Origin of the sequence: Micromonospora pattaloongensis (assembly GCF_900107255.1) — a bacterium.
Lineage (GTDB): Bacteria > Actinomycetota > Actinomycetes > Mycobacteriales > Micromonosporaceae > Micromonospora_I > Micromonospora_I pattaloongensis.
In genome coordinates this window covers 206,809-222,434 of the sequence record NZ_FNPH01000002.1, presented here as the reverse complement: position 1 = coordinate 222,434, position 15,626 = coordinate 206,809, and the positions used below count along the sequence as shown (strand labels likewise).

General features: G+C 70.1%; 15 protein-coding genes and 1 pseudogene. 4 read left to right on the top strand and 12 right to left on the bottom strand.

The window, feature by feature from the left end; all coding sequences use genetic code 11:
* Positions 1 to 82: 82 nt before the first annotated feature.
* On the top strand, positions 83 to 1,666 hold the full coding sequence (locus BLW47_RS07020; RefSeq protein ID WP_091553100.1) for a DHA2 family efflux MFS transporter permease subunit: 1,584 nt from the start codon (positions 83 to 85) through the stop codon (positions 1,664 to 1,666).
* Between the two features lie 132 nt (positions 1,667 to 1,798).
* Here BLW47_RS07020 and BLW47_RS07015 read toward each other — a convergent pair whose 3' ends face one another.
* Positions 1,799 to 3,007 (bottom strand): MFS transporter, encoded by a 1,209-nt coding sequence (locus BLW47_RS07015; RefSeq protein WP_091553097.1) that lies wholly within the window; start codon positions 3,005 to 3,007, stop codon positions 1,799 to 1,801.
* Positions 3,008 to 3,169: 162 nt separating this feature from the next.
* On the opposite strand from BLW47_RS07015, the gene pdxY reads away from it, so the two are divergent.
* Positions 3,170 to 4,021, top strand: coding sequence for a pyridoxal kinase PdxY (gene pdxY / locus BLW47_RS07010; protein WP_091553094.1), 852 nt, complete (start codon positions 3,170 to 3,172; stop codon positions 4,019 to 4,021).
* A 46-nt stretch (positions 4,022 to 4,067) separates the two neighbouring features.
* Here pdxY and BLW47_RS07005 read toward each other — a convergent pair whose 3' ends face one another.
* The 11 genes and pseudogenes from BLW47_RS07005 to BLW47_RS06955 all read right to left on the bottom strand — a co-directional run bounded on the left by BLW47_RS07005 (position 4,068) and on the right by BLW47_RS06955 (position 13,038).
* Positions 4,068 to 4,385, bottom strand: a complete 318-nt coding sequence (locus BLW47_RS07005) for a helix-turn-helix domain-containing protein (protein WP_091553091.1) — start codon at positions 4,383 to 4,385, stop codon at positions 4,068 to 4,070.
* Positions 4,382 to 4,743: pseudogene (locus BLW47_RS07000) on the bottom strand (type II toxin-antitoxin system RelE/ParE family toxin). The gene BLW47_RS07005 and the pseudogene BLW47_RS07000 overlap by 4 nt, the downstream one beginning before the upstream one ends.
* 288 nt (positions 4,744 to 5,031) lie before the next feature.
* Entirely contained in the window at positions 5,032 to 5,805 is a 774-nt protein-coding gene (locus tag BLW47_RS06990) for an enoyl-CoA hydratase/isomerase family protein (RefSeq protein ID WP_091553087.1), read from the bottom strand.
* A gap of 61 nt (positions 5,806 to 5,866) precedes the next feature.
* Positions 5,867 to 6,313 carry a DUF1707 SHOCT-like domain-containing protein gene (locus BLW47_RS06985; RefSeq protein ID WP_175543535.1) on the bottom strand — a complete coding sequence of 149 codons (447 nt, stop codon included), beginning with the start codon at positions 6,311 to 6,313 and terminating at the stop codon, positions 5,867 to 5,869.
* An 85-nt stretch (positions 6,314 to 6,398) separates the two neighbouring features.
* Positions 6,399 to 8,006 carry a glycoside hydrolase family 64 protein gene (locus BLW47_RS06980; protein WP_091553080.1) on the bottom strand — a complete coding sequence of 536 codons (1,608 nt, stop codon included), beginning with the start codon at positions 8,004 to 8,006 and terminating at the stop codon, positions 6,399 to 6,401.
* A gap of 92 nt (positions 8,007 to 8,098) precedes the next feature.
* Positions 8,099 to 9,184, bottom strand: coding sequence for a sulfite oxidase (locus BLW47_RS06975; protein ID WP_175543534.1), 1,086 nt, complete (start codon positions 9,182 to 9,184; stop codon positions 8,099 to 8,101).
* A gap of 56 nt (positions 9,185 to 9,240) precedes the next feature.
* Complete coding sequence (locus BLW47_RS25055) at positions 9,241 to 9,405, bottom strand: hypothetical protein (RefSeq protein ID WP_175543533.1); 165 nt, start codon at positions 9,403 to 9,405, stop codon at positions 9,241 to 9,243.
* Between the two features lie 85 nt (positions 9,406 to 9,490).
* The gene (locus BLW47_RS06970; RefSeq protein WP_091553074.1) at positions 9,491 to 10,009 is read right to left on the bottom strand and encodes a pyridoxamine 5'-phosphate oxidase family protein; all 519 of its coding nucleotides are present in this window, start codon (positions 10,007 to 10,009) and stop codon (positions 9,491 to 9,493) included.
* A 119-nt stretch (positions 10,010 to 10,128) separates the two neighbouring features.
* Entirely contained in the window at positions 10,129 to 10,740 is a 612-nt protein-coding gene (locus BLW47_RS06965; protein ID WP_091553070.1) for a GNAT family N-acetyltransferase, read from the bottom strand.
* A 10-nt stretch (positions 10,741 to 10,750) separates the two neighbouring features.
* The gene (locus BLW47_RS06960; RefSeq protein ID WP_245736486.1) at positions 10,751 to 12,214 is read right to left on the bottom strand and encodes an APC family permease; all 1,464 of its coding nucleotides are present in this window, start codon (positions 12,212 to 12,214) and stop codon (positions 10,751 to 10,753) included.
* An 11-nt stretch (positions 12,215 to 12,225) separates the two neighbouring features.
* A complete protein-coding gene (locus BLW47_RS06955; RefSeq protein WP_139307181.1) occupies positions 12,226 to 13,038 on the bottom strand; it encodes a GOLPH3/VPS74 family protein in 813 nt (270 codons plus the stop codon).
* 283 nt (positions 13,039 to 13,321) lie between these two features.
* Between BLW47_RS06955 and BLW47_RS06950 the strand changes: the two genes are divergently transcribed.
* Both BLW47_RS06950 and BLW47_RS06945 read left to right on the top strand, forming a co-directional pair.
* Complete coding sequence (locus BLW47_RS06950; RefSeq protein ID WP_091553066.1) at positions 13,322 to 14,689, top strand: helix-turn-helix domain-containing protein; 1,368 nt, start codon at positions 13,322 to 13,324, stop codon at positions 14,687 to 14,689.
* On the top strand, positions 14,686 to 15,600 hold the full coding sequence (locus BLW47_RS06945) for a phosphotransferase enzyme family protein (protein ID WP_091553064.1): 915 nt from the start codon (positions 14,686 to 14,688) through the stop codon (positions 15,598 to 15,600). The genes BLW47_RS06950 and BLW47_RS06945 overlap by 4 nt, the downstream gene beginning before the upstream one ends.
* Positions 15,601 to 15,626: the final 26 nt, after the last annotated feature.

Genomic DNA, 15,626 nt, shown 5'->3' with positions numbered 1-15,626 from the left:
CTTTCGCGGGTGACACCCGGCGCGCGCGAGGCGGGGGCGTTGCTGACCGTGCGCCGGCCGAACTGAACTCAGGAGATTTTTTGTGACGCACCAACCTGTCGCAACATCGGACAAGCTCGACGCGGCGGTTCTCAAGGTGGCGGGGGTCGTCGTTCTTGGGGCGATCATGTCGATTCTCGACGTGACGGTCGTCAGCGTCGCGCTGCCGACGTTCCAAAGCGAGTTCGACGCGTCCTACGCCCGAGTGGCGTGGACGATGACCGGCTACACGCTCGCGCTGGCCACGGTGATCCCGCTCAGCGGGTGGGCCGCGGACCGGTTCGGCACCAAGCGCCTGTACATGGTCGCGCTGGCGCTGTTCACGATCGGGTCCGCGCTGTGCGCCACCGCCGATACGATCGGGCAGTTGATCGGCTACCGCGTGCTCCAGGGGCTCGGCGGCGGAATGCTCATGCCGCTGGGCATGACGATCATGACTCGGGCGGCCGGACCGAACCGGATCGGTCGGTTGATGGCCGTGCTCGGCATCCCGATGCTGCTCGGGCCGATCGGGGGCCCGATCCTCGGCGGCTGGTTGATCGACGTGGCGAGCTGGCACTGGATCTTCCTGATCAACCTGCCGATCGGTGCCGTCGCGCTCGTCTACGCTCAGCTGGCACTGCCGAAGGACAACCCGCAGCCGTCGGAGTCGTTCGACTTCCTCGGCATGCTGATGCTCTCGCCGGGACTCGCCCTGTTCCTCTACGGCGTCTCGACGCTGCCCGAGACCGGCACCTTCGCCGACCCCGAGGTATGGGTGCCCGTGCTGATCGGGGCCGCGCTCGTGGTGGGGTTCGTCCTGTACTCCTTCAAGCCGCGGCACCCCCTGCTCGACCTGCGGCTGTTCACGAACCGCAACCTGACGGTCGCGACGGTGGCCCTGTTCGTGTTCATCATCGCGTTCATGGGCGCCGGCATGTTGTTCCCGAGCTACTTCCTGCAGATCCGGGGCGAGTCGACGCTCGCCGCCGGCCTGCTGATTGCACCGCAGGGCATCGGCGCGATGCTCACGATGCCGGTCGCCGGGATGCTGGCCGACCGGGTGCCCGTCGGTCGCACGGTGCCGTTCGCGCTCGCGCTGATCGCCCTCGGGTTCTTCACCTTCACCCAGATCGACCCGCACACCTCGTACTGGCTGCTGTGCGGGTCGCTGTTCGTGATGGGCCTGGGCATGGGCGGCACGATGATGCCGATCATGACCTCGGCGCTGAAGACCCTGCACGCCGACCAGGTGGCCCGGGGCTCCACCCTGGTCAACATCATCCAGCAGATCGGCGGCTCCGTCGGCGCTGCGGTGATGTCGGTGATCCTCACCAACGAACTGAACGACGCCCGGCCGATCCCCGGCGTCACCGATCCGCACGGCAACCCGGTCACCGAGGCCGGACTGGCCATCGCCGCTGCGCAGCAGCCGCAACTGACCCAGCAGTTCCCGGTCGATCAGTCGCTCATCGAGCGCGGACTCGACTTTGCGGCCAGCTCGTTCGCCACCACGTTCTGGGTCGGGTTCGCGCTCGTGCTGGCCACGTTCATTCCGATCGCGTTCCTGCCCCGCCGACGCGAGCCGTCGCGCCTGCACGGCGACCAGCCGGCGGAGCAGATGAAGGCCCCCCTGGGCATTCACTGACGCCAGGCGGTATCGCGCACCAGGTCAAGAGGCCATGCCCCTGTGCGGGGCATGGCCTCTTGCTGTCTGTCCGGCGCCGCGTGAGGCGCTTCCCGCCTCGCCCGGCGGTGACACCCGAGGCGGACGCCTTCCTCACCTTGTGCGCATGGCGGGTGCCGCCGGCGGCACGGGGGTGGCGCCGAGCCGGGCGGCGTTTCGTCGGTCGACGGCGAGGATCCCGAGCGCGGTCAGCGTCAGCACGCCGCCGACCAGTGCGAGTAGCCGTGGACCCGGACCGGGTAGCAGGGCTCCGCCGAGCAGAGATCCGGCGGCGATGCCGACGTTGAAGGCGGTGCTGACGCCGGCTGACGCGAGATCGGTGCTGCCGGGGGCGAGTTGCAGCATGCGGCTCTGCACGGCGGTGGCGAATGCCGCGTACCCGCCGCCGACGCCGACGAGCAGGACGACCGTGACGGGCTCGAGCGCGCCCAGTGCCCACAGGCCGAGCAGGGATGCCGTGCCGATGCTCAGCGGTGCCAGCAGCGAGGTGACCGGGTGGGCGTCGAGGGCGCGGCCCACGGCGATGGTGCCCGCGACGCCGGCCGCGCCGGAGGCGAACAGCAGCGGTGCCAGCGCGGCGTCGGTGAATCCGCTGACGTCGAGCAGGAACGGCGTGATGTAGGTCTGCAGGGTCAGGAAGCCGGCGACGCCGACGGCGGTCGCGGCCAGGAGCATCCCGAAGCGCCGCGCGTCGGGCGCCGTGCCGCGCGCGGCACCGCCGGCCGCCGGCGGGTACGACGGGATCAGCGCGACCACCGCGGCGGCGATCGCCAGGCCGACCCCCGCCAGGACCGCGAACGCCGCGCGCCAGCTGGCCTGCTGCCCGATCCAGGTGCCGAGCGGGACCCCGAGCACCGGGGCGAGCGCCGCTCCGGTGGAGAACAGCGCGACGACCCGGCCCCGCATGGCAGCCGGGAAGGGCCCGGTCACGGTCGCCGAGGCCACGGACCAGAACAGGGCCTGCGTCAGGGCGGTGACGACGCGGGCCCCGGCCAGCACGGCGTACGTCGACGCGAGCGCGGCCACGGCGTTGGCCGCCGCGAACAGCACCATGGTGACGCCGAGCAGCTGGCGGCGGGGGACCCGATGGGTCAGCCGGGTCAGCGGCACGGATGCGAGCACGACCACGATGGCGTATCCGCTGACCAGCAGGCCGATCTGCGAGCGCGAGCGGCCGAGCTCGGGCGCCATGAGGGTGAGCAGCCCGATCGGCAGTAGCTCGGTCGTGATGAACGCGAACGCGGCGAGGGAAAGCACGACCAGCGCGCCCTTGGCCCTGCGCGGTGAAACCCCGGGCGCCATCTCCCATCCTTTCCCGTCGCCACCGCATGATCCCACGGAAGCCTCCCCACCTGCTTTAACCACACCGACGTGCCGGTCCACCCGCACGACGGTGATCCCGGGTTGCGGCGCGAAACGCTGATCGGTGCGTCCGGCCCGGCGGGGGAGTGGCACCATTTACCGGTGAAGATCTTGTCTATCCAGTCCTCGGTCGCCTACGGCTACGTCGGAAACTCCGCCGCCGTGTTCCCGCTGCAGCGGCTGGGGCACGAGGTCTGGCCGGTGCTGACCGTGCACTTCTCCAACCACACCGGATACGGCGCGTGGCGCGGGCCGCTGCTGACCCCGGCCGACGTGGCCGAGGTGATCGCGGGCATCGAGGACCGCGGGGTGCTCGCGGACGCCGACGCGGTGCTGTCGGGCTACCAGGGCGACCCGGCGATGGGCACGGTGATCCTCGACGCGGTGGAGAAGGTGAAGGCAGCCAACCCGGACGCCGTCTACTGCTGCGACCCGGTGATGGGCGACGTCGGCCGGGGCATGTTCGTGCGGCCGGGGATCCCGGAGTACATGCGGGACACCGTCGTGCCGCGCGCGGACATCGTCACCCCGAACCAGTTCGAGCTGGAGTTCCTCTCCGGCCGTACGACCGGTTCGGTGACGGAGTTGCTGGAGGCGGTCGATGTCGTGCGGGCGATGGGGCCGCGGCACGTGCTGGTCACCAGCGTGCTGTACCGCGACGCCCCCGAGGGGTCGCTGGACGTCGTGGCCGTGTCCGACGAGGGCGCCTGGGCGGTGACCACACCCCTGCTGCCGATCAGCCCGAACGGCGGCGGCGACGTCACCGCCGCGCTGTACCTCGCGCACCTGTCGACGACCGGCTCGCCCGCGGCGGCGCTGGAGCGCACCACCTCCGCCATCTTCGCCGTCCTCGAGGCGACTCTCGCCGCGGGCACCCGGGAGCTCCAGCTGGTCGCCGCCCAGGACGCGATCGCCGAGCCGTCGGCGAGGTTCGCCGCCCGGCGGCTGCGCTGACGGTTCCCTCCGCGGTGGTCAGTCGGATCTTAGTGTGCTGGTTGAGCTATGCGATGGCGGCGATGTCGCCGTCGTCGAAGTAGATCGCTTGGTGGAGGCGCCCGCCGAGGGCTGCGGCGTATCGGGCGAGCACGTCCTGTCCCGAGATCTTGCCCTGTTCGATCTGAGATACCCGGCCCTTGGTGATACCCATGCGGTCGGCGACCTGCTGTTGGGTCAGTCCGCGGGCGCGGCGCACCTCGGCGAGGCGGTGCCCGACGACGCTGGCAAGCAGTTCCTGCTTGCCAGCGTCGACTGCCTGTTCGCCACCGGCGCGCTCGACCTGCGCGGCGCGGATGTCCTTCCAACGTACGTAGCTGCTCATGACTGTCCCTCCTCCTCGGCGCGTTCCTTCAGGTAGGTCTCGTAGCGTTGCTCTGCCAGGGGGATGGCTTCGCGGTACCAGTCGTTCCACCGTCCGGTCTTGTCCCCAGCGACCAGCAGGATGCTGGAGCGCCACGGGTCGAAGACGAACAGGATCCGTACGGTGCCGGGGCGTAGCTCTTTGAGGTTGGCGATGGTCGAGCCGTGGATCGTGTCGACCAGTGGTCGACCAAGCCCGGGTCCGGCCTCGGCGAGGGTGTCGATGGCTTGCACGACGCGGGTGTGGGTGGTCGGGTCGAGCTGTCGAGCCAGTCGCGTACCTCGTTGACGAGGTAGATCTCCCACTCATCGCCATGCACTCGTCGAGTATAGCGGACGCTAAACTCGGGCGACTTGGCGACGGAATTGGTGAACTGTATGGCCGCGGTGCGGGCGCGGTGGTAGCGGGTGATGATGGCCTGCTGGTCGGCAAGATAGGCGCCGACTCGGCGGCGTAGCTCGGGGTCATCGATGGGTTTGCGGAGGGCGCTGCCGCGTAGCAGTCAAAGGCGGCGGGGTGGACGAAGGTCCCGTTGCGGCGCACCTGCTCAGGCACCTTGATCACGGTGAAGACGGCTCATGGAGTAACACGGCCGGGCCAACAGTCGTCAGTGCTGGATCGGTGGTGTCCAGCCGAAGCGGGGTGGGCGGCGGTCGTGGAACGCGGCGACGCCCTCGCGGGCTTCGCCGCTGTCCCGGACCTGCCCCCACCACCAGGCCACGCGATCGTCGTCGGCCCGATCGTCGATGATTTCCTTCGCCGCCGCGATGCTGAGCTGCGAGCGGGCCGCGATCGCGGCGGTGAGCTCGGCGACGCGCCCGGCGAGCCCGTCGACCGGTAGCACCTCGTCGACCAGGCCGATCCGCAGCGCCCGGTCCGCGTCGATCAATTCGGCGGTGAACAGCAGGTGTTTGGCGGCGGCGGGACCGACCAGCCGGGCCAGCCGCCGGGTGGTGGGGGCCGGGTAGACCAGGCCGAGCCGCGCCGGTGGCACCCCGAACCGGGCGTCGGTGGCGGCGATCCGAAGGTCGCAGGCGACGGCGAGCTGGCATCCGCCGCCCACGCAGGCGCCGCGGATCGCCGCGATGGTCGGCTTGGCGAACGCGGCCAGCCGCTCCTCGGCGGCGACCGCGATGCTCGCGTCGCCGGCCTCGACCAGTTCGTCCAGGTCGCCGAGGTCGGCGCCGGCGCAGAACGCGTCGCCTGCGCCGGTGAGCACCAGGGCGCGTACGGTCGCGTCGGCCTCCAGGTCGTCGAGCAGCGCCGGCAGTTGCCGCCACATCGCGGGCGTCATCGCGTTGCGCCGCGCGGGGTTGTGGATGGTCACCGTCGCCACCGGTCCGGTCACGTCGACGACGAGTTCCGAGTCCGCCACCGTCACCCCTTTCCCGCGGGTACGGGTGACCATAACGGCTCCCACCGGCGGCCCGGCCCTGTGGGGGTCAGTCGTCGTCGTCCCTTTTGGCGACCCCGGCTCCGGGCGTACGCAGGTGTTCGATGTAGGCCATCGCCACGGTGACAGCGACCGGCACGATGAGCCCCCACCACGCGTCGTAGACGTACCCGAGCACGACGGCGACCGGCAGCCCCAGCCCCAGCGTCAGGCAGCCGGCCGTGGCCAGTGGGGGGATCGGGATGTTCTCGTCTTCGGCATCCGGGGCAGCGGTGGCGGACGGCATCTCGGGATGCGGCGCCGGAAGATCGGCGAAGATCCGCAGCAGCTCCGCCTGCGTGCTCGCCCGCTCGGACGCCTCGAAGCGCCGCTCGAACTCGGCGACGTCCAGCCGCTTCGCGCTGAGGTGTTCCTCGAGTGCGGTCTGGGCGGCGCGGCGTTCGGGCGTGCCGATGCGTACGTCCGGCTCCGGCGGGCGGTCTTCGGTGCTGGTCACGACATCCAGCCTAGCCGTGATGATCATCGTGACCGCTGAGGCGCGGCGGGCCCGTGACCTGCACGGACCCGCCGCGTCAATGCGATCAGCCCTTGCGCCACTTCTGGTTCGCGCTGCCGCCGCAGTCCCAGAGGTGCAGCTGCGCCCCGTCGTTGCCGTTCCAGTCCTTGATGTCGACGCACCGGTTGGCCTGCAGGTTGACCAGGTCGCCGGCCGCGTTCAGCGTGAACTGTTGCGCCCCGCTGCCGTTGCAGGTGTAGAGCTGCACGACCGCGCCGTTGCCGGTGGCCCCGCCGTCGATGTCGATGCACTTGTTGTTCTGGCTCTGGATCGCGTTGCCGGTGAACGTCCACTTCTGCGCGTTGCTGCCGTTGCAGGTCCACATCTGCAGCCGCGCGCGGTCGACGAAGTTCGAGCTCGGCACGTCGATGCACTTGTTGTTCCAGTTACTCAGCAGCGACACCGCGCCACCGGGGTTGCCGGGGTTGCCCGGATTGCCGCCGCCCGCACCGAACGGGCTGAGGATCAGGCCGGCCGAGCGGGGGTCGCCGTCGTGGACCAGGGACTCGAAGGCGCCGACGTCGTCGAAGGCGAAGGCGTACGCCTTGCCGTCGACCATGTTGGCGTGGATGACCCGGGCGTAGTGGTTGGTCGGGTTGTTGCGGTAGAACTCGGCGGCGTTCGTGCTGGGCTGGGTGTCGACGGTGCCGAGCGTGCCGCGGTTCAGCGCCGCGCAGAGCGTACGCGAGATCGGGCCGACCACCTGGTCGTTCGGCGCGGGCAGGTCGCCGTCGCAGCCCCAGACGCTCGCCGACGAGGGCCGGTTGAACGAGGCGACCACCTGGCCGGCGCTGTTGGTGAACGTCATGACGTTGCCGGAGGTACGGCCGAAGTAGCGGACGTTTGGCTGGTCGCCGAACGGCACCACGGTCAGCGTCTTGGTGGTGTACGCGTTCCACGCCGAGGCGATGTAGGAGTCCAGGTAGGTGGAGCTGAAGGCCCCCACGCCGGCCGCCTTGCCCGGCGCCAGCGCCCGCAGCACCGTGCCGTCGGCGCGGGTGTAGACGGTGTTCGCCCAGCCGGACTGCGACCGGATGCCGTCGATGATGGCGTTGCGGCCGTTGTTGACGACGTCGCCGGTCCGCTTGGTGACGCCGTTCGCGCCGGTCACCGTGACCGCGTGCGGCACCGCGAACATGTCGACCTGCGAGCTGTTCAGCCACAGGCCCGCGTCGTTGTAGGTGAACTCGCTCCAGTCGAAGAGGATGTCGCGGTTCGGGTCGCCGCCGGCCCACGGCGCGGGCTGCACCAGGCCGTTCGGGGTGAGGAAGAACTTGAGCTTCTCGCCGAACGAGAAGTAGACCCGGCCGGAGAAGCCGCGCGGGAACTGGATCGTGGCGGTGCCGCCGTTGCCGGGGCCGGGGATCGACGCGTCCGGCGCGGGCGACGGCGGGTTCTGGCCGCCGGACCACGGGATGAACGTGCCGCCCTGGTTGACGTAGCCGAGGCGGCCGCTGGAGAGCTGAACGCCGATGACGTACAGGTGGACGGCCTCGCCGCGGCCGGTGTTGTTGGTGACCGTGACCGGCAGCAGCGCCGGGCCGACGGCCCGGGCGGGGGCGGCCGCGACGGTCACGGAGGCCGCGGCGACCAGCGCGGAGGCGGCAGCCAGCAGCTTTCTTCGGAGGCTCAAGGGGGCTCCTTCTGGTACGGAGACGATACGAGAGAGCGCTCTCACAGCTTCGCAACTGTTAATAACGTGTGTCAATGGAGGACATCGAAAGATCAGCCCGGACGGCCGGTGACGTGCACCCTCGGCCAGGAGTTGTTGACGTACCCCTGCGGGTTCCACACGTGTCCGGCGCTCTCCGGCTGCGTGCTGGCGCTGGTGTCCCAGGCGCGCGCGACGATCTCGACCGGTCCCGCCGGAACGTCCACGGTCGCGCGCCAGAGCCGCCACGCCCACGGCCCGGCACCGGCGTCCAGCTCCGCCTGCTGCCAGTGCCGGCCGCCGTCGACCGAGACCTCGACCCGCGCGACATCGCGATCCTCGCCCGCGAACGCGTACCCACTGATCCGGGTCGGGCCCGCCGGCACCGGCTCGCCGTCGCCCGGTCGCAGGATCGCGGCGTTCACCGCGACCACCCCCAGCGGCAGACCGCGGCCGGGTCCCGCGTCGTCCCCGGCGGGAAGCAGCCGATAGTTCGTGGCCTGGAAGTAGTTGTCGGAGGGGTGTTCCCGGGCGGTGACGCGCTGGAGCCATTTGACGCTGCGGGCGCCGATGTACCGCGGCACCACCACCCGCACCGGCGCGCCGTGCACGACCGGCAGCGGCGCGGCGTTCATCGCCCAGGCCAGCAGCACCTCGCTCGCCATCGCCTTCGCGACCGGGATGGAGCCGCCGAACGGCTGCGGCGGCTGCGCCTTCGGCGCCACGTCGGGAGCGGTGAACGCGACGTGCCGGGCCTCGGGCCGCAGTCCGGCCGCCGCCAGGACGTCGGCCAGGGCGACGCCGGTCCAGCGGGCGGTGGAGACGGCCCCCGGCCCCCACGGCTCCTGACCGGGCAACGGCCGGACCCGGCCCAGCTCCTCCCGCCGGTTACCCGCGCACGCCAGGGTGGCGACCACCGTGCGACTGTCGAAGCGGGTGCGCAGCTCGTCCAGGGAGAGCGTCAGCGGGCGCTCGACCAGGCCGTCGACCTCCAGCCGCCACGCGTCCGGGTCGAGGCGCGGGATCGGGCCGTGGTTGCGGCTGTAGAAGGTGTCCAGCGGGGTGACCGGATGCCCGTCCAGCGCGGCACGCGGCGGCTCGGCGTTGTACGGGTCGGCCGAGTGGACGATCATGTCGTCCCGTTTTCCCCATGCCCCCATACCGGGATGCTAGGGGCGCAACGGTGGGGAGGGCGGACGGACGTGACACTGTCGGTTCACTGCTGACCCTTGGCCTCCCGCTTGGCCGTCATCGGCTGCACCCCCCGGCCGACCTCTTGCAGCGCCTGGCGAAGCTGGCGCTCGTCCATCCGCGAGGCGCCCTCGATCCGCGCTTCGTGGGCGCGTCGGCGCAGGTCATGAAGTTCTTCCCGGCCAGCCATCGACGTACCTTCCCTTCTGGCGGCGAATGCGTGTGGCGCGCGTACCCGCGCCCGTCCGCACCAAACCGGGGTCAGGGGCCTGCGGTCAGGTGGCGGTCAGCTTCGCGTAGTCGGGGGCGTAGACGGTCATCCAGTGCGGGTGCAGCCGGTAGAAGACCACGCCGTTGTCCCAGTCGAAGGCGTCGCCGCCGTAGAAGTCTTTGAAGTACGTGAGCAGGTCCGGCCAGTCCGAGGCCGATTCGCCATCCTCGGGGTTGAGGATCTCCACCGTGCCGTGCGTGAACACGCCCAGGTCCTCGCCGCGCATGTGCGCGACGCTGGCTGCGGGCCGGGTCGCGAGGTGGCGCGCTTTGGCGGCGCTGCGGGCCGTGCCGAAGTGCCATGTGCCGTGCAGGAAGTGCCCGTCCGCCCCGCTGATCCGCGGCTCGCCCTTCGCGGTCACGGTGGACAGGGCGAGCGTGCACATCCCGGTCAGGATCGACGTGAGCTGCACCGCGCTCAGGGTGCGCTCGGCGACGATCGAGCGAAGGTGCGCGGTGGAGCGGGACAGGGAGGCGTCGAGCAGGGCCTGGAGCTCAAAGAGTTCTTCGGGCGTCTCACGCATCGGGCCACTGTAGCCAGAGCGGGACCATCCTCGGCGCCGGAAAGTAACAGCGGCTCCGCCCGCCGGTTGGAGGGGGCGTCGGGTGTGAGCACGGGGGAGAGGCACCCGACGCCCCCGGCTCATGCGATCGGCGCGGTGTTCGGGTCGCGCCACATCGGATACATGGGTTCGCCCTGGTAGGGCAGGTCGAGGACGGGAGCGCTGTCGATGAAGCCGTGCCGGGCGTAGAGGCGGCGGCTGCGCGAGTTGCTGGCGACCAGGTAGGCGGGCGTGCCCTCCCGGTCGAGTTCGCTCAGGTGGTGGCGGAGCAGGGCGGTGCCGTAGCCGTGGCCTTGCCGGTCGGGACGGACGGCGAGGAACGCCAGGTAGTGGTGGTCGCGGTCGACGGGGTGCGCCCTGTCCATGGCGTCGTCGAGGTGGCGGAACCGGTCGGCCCACTGGTGGCAAGTGGCGGTGACCTTGTCGTCGTAGTCGGTGATGTCGGGGTGGGGAACGGGCAGCCACACGGCGGCGCCGGCCAGGTCGGCGGTGGTCTGCACGGTGCCGTGGGTCAGGGCGTGGTCGACGAAGATCCGAAAGTTGTGCGGCAGGATCGCGGCGCGCTCGTCCGGGTCGGGGACGAGCCACTGGCAGACGTCGAGCGGATGGAACGCGTTGCCGATCAGTGCGGCGACGATCGGGGCGTCGCTTCCGATCGCGTCGCGGACGGTCAGGACGGGGGGCGGGTTCATCGGCTACTCCTCACTGTTCGGTGGGCAGGTTCAGCCCGATGGCGTGGTAGGTCTCCGGTCGGGTGCGGCGCAGGACGTACGCCCAGCCCAGGCCGAGCGCGGCGAGCCCGGCGTAGGCGGCGGGCACGGCCCAGCTCAGCGGCGAGCCGGGGGCGACGCCGAGCAGGCCGGCCAGGTTGTCGACGATCAGCGCGATGACGCCGACCAGCAGCAGCGCCGCCAGGGCCGGGGCGACCACCCGGGTGAACCGGCCGGTGCCGTCGGGATCGCGGCGGAAGAAGCCGAGCACCGACGCCGAGGTGGTGGCGATGAGCAGGAGTACGCCGAGCGCGCCGATGGTGCCGCCCCAGAAGAAGAGCTGCACGAGCGGGTCGGCGTCGGCGGCGGCGTACCCGATGATGACCGTGCCCGCGACGGCGCTGATGGTCAGCGAGGCGGTGACCGGGGCGCCGCTGGTCGGGCGGAGGCGGGCCAGCGGCGCGGGCAGCACGCCTTCGCGGCCGAGCGCGAACGCGTAGCGGGTGACCGTGTTGTGGTAGGCCAGCGCGGCGGCGAACAGCGAGCTGACGAAGAGCACCCGGCCGAGGTCGACGATCAAATCGGAGCCGAGGTGCCCTGCGGCGGTGACGAACGGCAGGTCCGGGCCGTGCCGGCCGGCGGCCGCCTGCAGGTTCGCGGAGCCGACGGTGACGGCCATCGCCCACCCGGAGAGCGCATACAGGCCGAACGCCAGGGTGAGCGCGAGGGTGGTGGCGAGGGCGACGGTACGGGCACCGCGGGACTCCTCGCTGAACACCGCGGCGGCCTCGAAGCCGATGAACGAGGTGCCGGCGATCGCCAGCGCGATTCCCCAGTGCCCGGCCAGCGTGGTCGGGTCCCAGGCGTCGAGGCTGACCCGGCCGGCGTGCGGGTGGGCGAGGTTCACCAGATCGGCGACGAGCACGACGACGACCTCGCAGGCCAGCGCGACCGCCAGCACGCGGGCGCTGATCGAGATCCGCAGCGCGCCGAGCACCGTCACCAGCAGCCAGACGCCCACCGCCACCAACCCCCACGGCACGGTCACGCCGACGGTGTCGGCGATGATCGCCGAGCCGACCGGTCCGATCGCGCCGTAGGTGGCGACCGCCATCGTCGCGTACGCCGGCAGCGCGACGAACGCGGCGGCCACGCCCACCGGCCGGCCCAGCCCCCGGGCGATGTAGGTGTAGAACGCGCCGGCGTTGCGAATCCGCTTCGACATGGCGATGTAGCCGGGGCAGAACAGCCCGAGCACCAGCGCCACCGCCAGCAGGGCGACGGGGAAGCTGGTGACGCCGGTGACCGCGTACCCGGTGGAGATCACCCCGGCGACCACCACCGCGGGGGCGATCGCGGCGCCGGCCGCCGAGAGCACGCCGCCGAGGCCGAGCCGGTTGGCGGCCAGCGTCGCGGTGACGGTGGCCGGCGGGCCGGTGAGCATCATGTCGTTCATGGACACTCCAATTAGGTGAGTCGGGAACAGACGAGACCAGCGTGCACGCTTCCGACCTCGGTCACCAGGGCATAGAGGGCCGGATGCTGGCGCAGACACCAGGTCAGGGCGGGCCGGCAGCTCGGGCGCGGGGTGTGCCACAGCACGAGGTCCAGCAGCCCGACCGCGTCGAGCAGGCCGGCCAGCAGCACCTCCGGCCAGGGGACCGGATGCCCGGCGCGCAGATGCGGGTCAAGACCGGTCAGGAGTACGGCCAGCCGCCCGGACCGCCACGCGATCCGGTTGGTGTTGCGGGGCAGGTAGGCCGTTGAGGTGCGCAGGCCGAGCGACCGGTTCGTCTTGCGGGTGTGGATGTCGACCCAGCCGTGCCGCTGGAGCTGGCCGGCGATCTCCGACTCGGCGGTGGTGGCGAAGAATCGCAGCCAGGTGCGCAGCTCGGTCACGTGTGGCTCGGCGATCAGTCGGGCGAACTTCGCCGCCAGCCAGGTGTCGGGTGGCAGCTCGTGGGTGAGCGGCGCCAGCGCGTCGCCGTTGACGGTGAGGTGGTGTGACAGGACCAGCTCGCCGACCAGAGCGCCGGCGAGGCCGAGACCGAAGGCGTCGGGGTTGAGGCGCAGCTTGCCGGTCCGGTCGTTCAGGGCGATCAGGAAGAACTCGTGACCGACCGCGAGCCGCCCGTCCAGCAGCGACTGGAGTCGTGAGTGGTTGGCGCTGCCGTCAGGATGACGCGTGGAGTTCTCCGTTGCATGCGTCATCGGGTTGCCCGCCCCGAGCCGGGTCTCGGCGTCGTGGCAGCCGAGGACGGGCCGCCACAGCCGGGGCACCACATGCTCGCGCGCTTACCGAGGACGAACCCGGCGACCGCGCCCACCACGAACGCGAGGAACACGGATAAGAGCGACCACATGATGCCTCCCAACGACATTGACATCGTGCGATTGCGCCATGTCCTTGGGTAAGAGCCATGGCTGGTGAGGATCGCCGGTCGCATCTACGACTAGCCAACGTGCCTAGCCGCACTAGTCATCTTGGCTCTGCGTGTCTTCAAGGCGTTCGATTGAAGCGCTAATCTCCGGCTACGGCCCGTTGTCTGATTACGGAGCATCTATGAATCTTGACCGTGCATCGGATCAAGCCATCACCGCCGTGGTTTGGGAGCATCGGGAGATGCGATTAGCCCTGGCGCGACGTGACCTTGCCACGGTGTACCGCAGGCTGCAGTCCGCTGGCGTTTCGCAGCGGCGGATCGCCGCTCTCACCGGCCAGTCGCCGTCCGAGGTCTACGAAATCCTGAACGGCCGACAGGTAATGGCATACGAGCTGCTGCTGCGCATCGCGGATGGTCTTGGAGTACCGCGTGGCTATCTCGGCCTCGCATACGACGAATCCACCGAGCGGGCACTCGATCTGGCAGTTGCCTCATGCTCCGTGTTGCCGGACGAGCGCGAGGAGGTGCGTCAGCTCCTGTCGCACGCGGCCAACGTCACGATGGGGGCTGGCGTGCAGGAGATCGCGAAGTGGTGGCAGCCGGTGGAGGCGGCACGTACGCCGGTCTTCACCCGCGTCGGCCTGCCGGATGTGGTCAACATCGAGAGCATCACCGCAGCGATGCGCGCGTTGGACTACCAGTACGGCGGTGGGGCGTGCCGCGAGGCGATAGTCGCGCAGGTTCGCTGGGCGCAGCAGCTTCTGGCCGCGGATTACGCCGACGAGGTCCGCCACCGCCTGCACATCGCGCTCGCAGATTTACACAACCTTGCCGGCTGGACCTCGTTCGACGTCGGGCTGTACTCATCCGCGCGTTGCCACTTCGCCCGTGCCTTGGAGCAGGCCAGGCACACGAACAACCCATCCCTGGTCGCCAACGTGCTGTACCGGATCGGCCGGCTGCACCTGCACCAGGGCTATTTCCGGGACGCCCTCAAGTTCTTCCAGCTCGGCCAGCTCGCCGCGCAGGACGCGGGCAGCGAGCTGACGGTGGCGCTCCTGTGTGCGAACGAAGCATGGGCCTATGCGCTCTTAGGGGACACTTCCCAGGCACTCAAGAGCATCGACCGGGCGCAGGACGAGTTCACCCGGGCTGATCTGCTTGCGGCACCCGCATGGGTCTGCTTCTTCGGCCTGGCGGATCTGCACGCGATGACGGGCATCGTCTACGCCTCGCTCCCCGCGCGTACAACGGCCTACCTCAGCGCGGCAGTCGAGCACTTGCACCGCGCCCTCGACATGCGCTGCGACGATCAATCCCGCAGTCGCGCATTCGAGCTGACCGCTCTCGCGACTACCCACCTGCGCCTCGACGATTGTGACACGGGAATCGCGCTTGGTAATCAGGCAGTGGCTCTCGCTATGCAGCTGCGGTCCGTGCGGACGATCGATCGGCTAGCGCCACTGCGACGTGAGACCGACAGCCACCTTGAGCGCTCCGAGGCGCGCGAGCTTGCCGAAAGAATTGATACGCTGCAGGCGGAATGACTCCGTACCGCGACGGGCAACCTCAAGCGCGGCTCACCCGTGCCAACCTGGACGCCGTCCTCGCCGAGATCGGCAGGCGACTCGGCCTCGACACGCGAGATGCCCAGCTGATCAAGTTCACCAATAACGCCGTCTTCCGGGTTGCCCACGCTTCGATCGTGGTTCGTATCGCCGGATCGGCAACTATGCGTCAGCGCGTCCCCAAGATCGTCCAGGTCGCCCGTTGGCTCGCGGAACATGATGTGCCGTCGGTGCGCCTGCTGCCGGGCGTCCCGCAGCCACTCGACATTGACGGGCATCTCGCGACGGTGTGGCAGGCCGTTCCGGAGACTGGCCCAAAACCGAGCGGTCGCGCCCTAGCCCTAATCCTGAAGCGTTTCCACGCACTGCCGCCCCCATCGTTCCAGCTACCGCGCTGGAACCCGTTGGAGGAGATTCGGCAAAGGCTGGCTGAGCCCGACGGAATCGCTCCGTCGGATCTTGTCTTCCTCCGCGACCGGTGCGACGGCATCGAGGAGAAGCTGGGAAAACTTCGTTACTTCCTGCCGTCCGGGCCGATCCACGGCGACCCATTCCTCGGGAACGTGATCGGAGGGCCAGGCGGCGCGGTGATCTGCGACTTCGACTCGACGAGCACGGGGCCACGAGAGTGGGACTTGGTGCCGGTTGCGGTTGGCAAGCTGCGGTTCGACTACGCCCGGGACACGCACGGTGAGCTGGTCACTCACTATGGAGTTGACGTTACGAAGTGGAGCGGGTTTGAGACCCTGCGCCAGGTCCGCGAGCTCAAACTGGTGACCAGCGTTGTCCCGATTCTGCGAAGTAACCCTGCTGTCCGTGACCAGTGGGCGTACCGCCTGGAAACCTTTAGACGTGGAGACATGACGGCTAAATGGTCGACGTACGTCTGATAACGCCGGCGTCCCCACCTTGACTC

What these genes read in the sequence shown, in the direction of transcription:
- BLW47_RS07015 (WP_091553097.1), bottom strand. Translation starts at nt 3,007, where the DNA reads ATGGCGCCCGGGGTTTCACCGCGCAGGGCCAAGGGCGCGCTGGTCGTG.
- BLW47_RS07005 (WP_091553091.1), bottom strand. Translation starts at nt 4,385, where the DNA reads ATGAGCAGCTACGTACGTTGGAAGGACATCCGCGCCGCGCAGGTCGAG.
- BLW47_RS06975 (WP_175543534.1), bottom strand. Translation starts at nt 9,184, where the DNA reads ATGGGGGCATGGGGAAAACGGGACGACATGATCGTCCACTCGGCCGAC.
- BLW47_RS25055 (WP_175543533.1), bottom strand. Translation starts at nt 9,405, where the DNA reads ATGGCTGGCCGGGAAGAACTTCATGACCTGCGCCGACGCGCCCACGAA.
- BLW47_RS06970 (WP_091553074.1), bottom strand. Translation starts at nt 10,009, where the DNA reads ATGCGTGAGACGCCCGAAGAACTCTTTGAGCTCCAGGCCCTGCTCGAC.
- BLW47_RS06965 (WP_091553070.1), bottom strand. Translation starts at nt 10,740, where the DNA reads ATGAACCCGCCCCCCGTCCTGACCGTCCGCGACGCGATCGGAAGCGAC.
- BLW47_RS06960 (WP_245736486.1), bottom strand. Translation starts at nt 12,214, where the DNA reads ATGAACGACATGATGCTCACCGGCCCGCCGGCCACCGTCACCGCGACG.
- BLW47_RS06950 (WP_091553066.1), top strand. Translation starts at nt 13,322, where the DNA reads ATGAATCTTGACCGTGCATCGGATCAAGCCATCACCGCCGTGGTTTGG.
- BLW47_RS06945 (WP_091553064.1), top strand. Translation starts at nt 14,686, where the DNA reads ATGACTCCGTACCGCGACGGGCAACCTCAAGCGCGGCTCACCCGTGCC.